We start from the raw sequence: 5,427 nt of genomic DNA on the forward strand, positions 1-5,427 counted from the left end.
GGGGGTGGTCGGGGGGTGAAATGCAGCAAGGCCGCTCCCTGTTGGGAGCGGCCTCGCGCATCAATGGTTGTCCGGCGACGTCCTACTCTCCCACACCGTCTCCAGTGCAGTACCATCGGCGCTGAAGGGCTTGACTTCCGGGTTCGGAATGTAGCCGGGTATTTCCCCTTCGCCATGGTCGCCGAAACTCTATGGAGATATCAACAAACCTTGGAGAACACTCTCGTGTTCTTCGTGGTTCCCGATCATATCTCGGGAACCTCACAGTGGACGCGTGGCGGTCTTTGTAAGAAACAAGCCCTCGGCCTATTAGTACCGGTCAGCTCCATGCATTGCTGCACTTCTACTTCCGGCCTATCAACCCAGTGGTCTGCTGGGGGCCTTACCTCCTCGAGGGAGTGGGAAACCTCATCTTGAAACATGCTTCCCGCTTAGATGCTTTCAGCGGTTATCACTTCCGAACGTAGCCAACCAGCCGTGCTCTTGGCAGAACAACTGGCACACCAGAGGTTCGTCCACCCCGGTCCTCTCGTACTAGGGGCAGCCTTTCTCAAGTTTCCTACGCGCGCGGCGGATAGGGACCGAACTGTCTCACGACGTTCTAAACCCAGCTCGCGTGCCGCTTTAATGGGCGAACAGCCCAACCCTTGGGACCTGCTACGGCCCCAGGATGCGACGAGCCGACATCGAGGTGCCAAACCATCCCGTCGATATGGACTCTTGGGGAAGATCAGCCTGTTATCCCCGGGGTACCTTTTATCCGTTGAGCGACGCCGCTTCCACATGCCAGCGCCGGATCACTAGTTCCGACTTTCGTCCCTGCTCGAGCTGTCACTCTCACAGTCAAGCTCCCTTGTGCACTTACACTCGAAACCTGATTGCCAACCAGGCTGAGGGAACCTTTGAGCGCCTCCGTTACATTTTAGGAGGCAACCGCCCCAGTTAAACTACCCATCAGGCACTGTCCCTGATCCGGATAACGGACCTAGGTTAGATATCTAGTACGACCAGAGTGGTATTTCAACGATGACTCCACTCGAACTGGCGTCCGAGCTTCACAGTCTCCCACCTATCCTACACAAGTCGAACCAAACACCAATACCAAACTATAGTAAAGGTCCCGGGGTCTTTCCGTCCTGCCGCGCGTAACGAGCATCTTTACTCGTAGTGCAATTTCGCCGAGTTCATGGTTGAGACAGCGCCCAAGTCGTTACTCCATTCGTGCAGGTCGGAACTTACCCGACAAGGAATTTCGCTACCTTAGGATGGTTATAGTTACCACCGCCGTTTACTGGGGCTTAAGTTCTGTGCTTCGCTTGCGCTAACACGTCCCCTTAACCTTCCAGCACCGGGCAGGAGTCAGTCCATATACGGCGTCTTTCGACTTAGCATGGACCTGTGTTTTTAGTAAACAGTCGCTTGGGCCTGGTCTCTGCGGCCTTCAACGCTTCTCGGAGCAAGTCCGATGACGCATCCGGCCCCCCTTCTCCCGAAGTTACGGGGGCATTTTGCCGAGTTCCTTAACCATGATTCTCTCGATCACCTTAGTATTCTCTACTTGACCACCTGAGTCGGTTTGGGGTACGGGCGGCTCTGAATCTCGCTAGATGCTTTTCTCGGCAGCATAGGATCACTCACACTCCACTAAGTGGGTGGCATCGGCTCTCAGGCATATGAGTGACGGATTTGCCTATCACTCGCCCTACGACCTTACCCGTGGACTACCATCGCCACGGTTGAGCTACCTTCCTGCGTCACACCATTGCTTGCCTACTACCAGATCGGGTCATGCGCTCTGCCGCACCGTGGTCTCCGAAGAGACGGTAGGTACGGTTTCGGGCACTTAGCATCACTGGATTCAGCATGGGCGATTCAACGCCGGTACGGGAATATCAACCCGTTGTCCATCGACTACGCCTGTCGGCCTCGCCTTAGGTCCCGACTTACCCAGGGAAGATTAGCTTGACCCTGGAACCCTTGGTCATTCGGTGGAAGAGTTTCTCACTCTTCATTCGCTACTCATGCCTGCATTCTCACTCGTGTCGCATCCACGGCTGGGTTACCCCGCCGCTTCGCTCGCGACACGACGCTCCCCTACCGATCCACACGGCTGGACCACGAAGGCCTACCTCATGTGTGAATCCCATAGCTTCGGTGGATTGCTTGAGCCCCGCTAAATTGTCGGCGCGGAATTACTTGACCAGTGAGCTATTACGCACTCTTTCAAGGGTGGCTGCTTCTAAGCCAACCTCCTGGTTGTCTCTGCGACTCCACATCCTTTTCCACTTAGCAATCGCTTTGGGACCTTAGCTGATGGTCTGGGCTGTTTCCCTCTCGACTACGGAGCTTATCCCCCGCAGTCTCACTGCTGCGCTCTCACTTACCGGCATTCGGAGTTTGGTTGAGTTCAGTAAGCTTGTAGGCCCCCTAGCCCATCCAGTGCTCTACCTCCGGCAAGAAACACGCAACGCTGCACCTAAATGCATTTCGGGGAGAACCAGCTATCACGGAGTTTGATTGGCCTTTCACCCCTATCCACAGCTCATCCCCCCAGTTTTTAACCTAGGTGGGTTCGGTCCTCCACGCGGTCTTACCCGCGCTTCAACCTGGCCATGGATAGATCACTCCGCTTCGGGTCTAGATCGTGCAACTCAAGCGCCCTATTCGGACTCGCTTTCGCTACGGCTACGGCACTCGCCTTAACCTTGCTACACAACGCTAACTCGCAGGCTCATTCTTCAAAAGGCACGCTGTCACAGTTCACAAGGAACCGCTCCAACGGATTGTATGCACACGGTTTCAGGTACTATTTCACTCCCCTCCCGGGGTACTTTTCACCTTTCCCTCACGGTACTAGTCCGCTATCGGTCATCGAGGAGTATTTAGGCTTAGCGGGTGGTCCCGCCAGATTCACACCGAATTTCAGGGGTTCGGTGTTACTCGGGATGACGCACAAGAGCCATGAGCTTACGGTTACGGGGATCTCACCCTCTGTGTCGCGACTTTCCAGTCAGCTTCACCTTCACTCATGGTTTATGACTCTTCGACTGTCCGGCAGAACAGTCAGTGCGGTCCCACAACCCCCTGGATGCAACGCCCGCCGGCTATCACACACCCAAGGTTTGGCCTCTTCCGGTTTCGCTCGCCACTACTACCGGAATCACTGTTGTTTTCTCTTCCTGTGGGTACTGAGATGTTTCACTTCCCCACGTTCCCTCCAAACGCCCTATGTGTTCAGGCGCAGGTACTCAGACTTTCCTCTGAGTGGGTTTCCCCATTCGGACATCCCCGGATCACAGCTCGGTTGTCAACTCCCCGGGGCTTTTCGCAGACTCCAACGTCCTTCATCGGCTCTCGATGCCAAGGCATCCACCATGTGCACTTAGTAGCTTGTTGTTACTACAAAGATGCTCGCGTCCACTGTGAAGTTCTCAAAATACGATCGGTCCCGTACCCGGTTCCCCGCCTGCCCCACCCCACAGGGTCGGATGGTTCGAGGAGATGTACGGTCCGAGAGATCCAGCAAGAGATGCTGATCCCTCAGGACCCAACAGTGTGCCTGAGATGCCACCCACCACCAGGACCGAGGTTCCACGCCCACCCCAAAAGGTGAGCAGTACTGACGGCCCGAGACGGGCAGCAAGTCAAATAATCGACGATCCACTAGTGAGCTGGACCCGCGTCAGACATTCGCTGACGAACGGTGTCCGCCTGGACCAGACAAAGCTGGCCAGATGCTCCTTAGAAAGGAGGTGATCCAGCCGCACCTTCCGGTACGGCTACCTTGTTACGACTTCGTCCCAATCGCCAGCCCCACCTTCGACGGCTCCCTCCACAAGGGTTGGGCCACCGGCTTCGGGTGTTGCCGACTTTCATGACGTGACGGGCGGTGTGTACAAGGCCCGGGAACGTATTCACCGCAGCGTTGCTGATCTGCGATTACTAGCGACTCCGACTTCATGGGGTCGAGTTGCAGACCCCAATCCGAACTGAGACCGGCTTTTTGGGATTCGCTCCACCTCGCGGTTTCGCAGCCCTTTGTACCGGCCATTGTAGCATGCTTGAAGCCCTGGACATAAGGGGCATGAAGACTTGACGTCATCCCCACCTTCCTCCGAGTTGACCCCGGCAGTCTCCTATGAGTCCCCACCATGACGTGCTGGCAACATAGGACGAGGGTTGCGCTCGTTGCGGGACTTAACCCAACATCTCACGACACGAGCTGACGACAGCCATGCACCACCTGTATACCGACCACAAGGGGGCGCCTATCTCTAGGCGTTTCCGGCATATGTCAAACCCAGGTAAGGTTCTTCGCGTTGCATCGAATTAATCAGCATGCTCCGCCGCTTGTGCGGGCCCCCGTCAATTCCTTTGAGTTTTAGCCTTGCGGCCGTACTCCCCAGGCGGGGCGCTTAATGCGTTAGCTGCGGCACGGAGACCGTGGAAGGTCCCCACACCTAGCGCCCAACGTTTACGGCATGGACTACCAGGGTATCTAATCCTGTTCGCTCCCCATGCTTTCGCTCCTCAGCGTCAGGTAATGCCCAGAGAACCGCCTTCGCCACCGGTGTTCCTCCTGATATCTGCGCATTCCACCGCTACACCAGGAATTCCGTTCTCCCCTGCATACCTCTAGTTTGCCCGTATCGTAAGCACGCTCAGGGTTGAGCCCTGAGTTTTCACTCCCGACGCGACAAACCGCCTACGAGCCCTTTACGCCCAATAATTCCGGACAACGCTCGGACCCTACGTATTACCGCGGCTGCTGGCACGTAGTTGGCCGGTCCTTCTTCTGCAGGTACCGTCACTTTCGCTTCGTCCCTGCTGAAAGAGGTTTACAACCCGAAGGCCGTCATCCCTCACGCGGCGTTGCTGGATCAGGCTTTCGCCCATTGTCCAATATTCCCCACTGCTGCCTCCCGTAGGAGTCTGGGCCGTGTCTCAGTCCCAGTGTGGCCGGTCACCCTCTCAGGCCGGCTACCCGTCGTCGCCTTGGTGAGCCGTTACCTCACCAACAAGCTGATAGGCCGCGAGTCCATCCCACTCCGCCGGAGCTTTCCACCACCAGAAGATGCCTTCGATGGTCATATTCGGCATTAGCCAGCGTTTCCACTGGTTATTCCGAAGAATGGGGCAGGTTACTCACGTGTTACTCACCCGTTCGCCGCTCGTGTACCCCCGAAGGGGCCTTACCGCTCGACTTGCATGTGTTAAGCACGCCGCCAGCGTTCGTCCTGAGCCAGGATCAAACTCTCCGTTGAAAAAATCCCACAACCTCCGAAGAGATCACGGTCAACAACTAGACAGTTCAACACTGACAAGATCTGACTGCTGGACAGTCATTAATTGTCGGAATTGTCCCTGCAACCCTGCGCGAAACCAACCGAAGCCGGAATCCTTCAGAGTCGCCGGGGTACTGATAAA

Annotated in this window: 3 rRNA genes; all 3 read right to left on the reverse strand. The window is 56.2% G+C overall.

Annotation, left to right across the window (positions count from 1 at the left end):
* Positions 1 to 69: 69 nt before the first annotated feature.
* Positions 70 to 186, reverse strand: a 5S ribosomal RNA gene (rrf, locus tag ACGWYL_RS16275).
* 103 nt (positions 187 to 289) lie between these two features.
* Positions 290 to 3,396: ribosomal RNA gene (locus ACGWYL_RS16280) — 23S ribosomal RNA — on the reverse strand.
* A 349-nt stretch (positions 3,397 to 3,745) separates the two neighbouring features.
* Positions 3,746 to 5,264: ribosomal RNA gene (locus ACGWYL_RS16285) — 16S ribosomal RNA — on the reverse strand.
* Together the 16S, 23S and 5S rRNA genes form the textbook arrangement of a ribosomal RNA operon.
* Positions 5,265 to 5,427: the final 163 nt, after the last annotated feature.

The sequence above is a fragment of the Aeromicrobium sp. JJY06 genome, assembly GCF_044069275.1.
Classification (GTDB): Bacteria; Actinomycetota; Actinomycetes; order Propionibacteriales; family Nocardioidaceae; genus Aeromicrobium; species Aeromicrobium tamlense.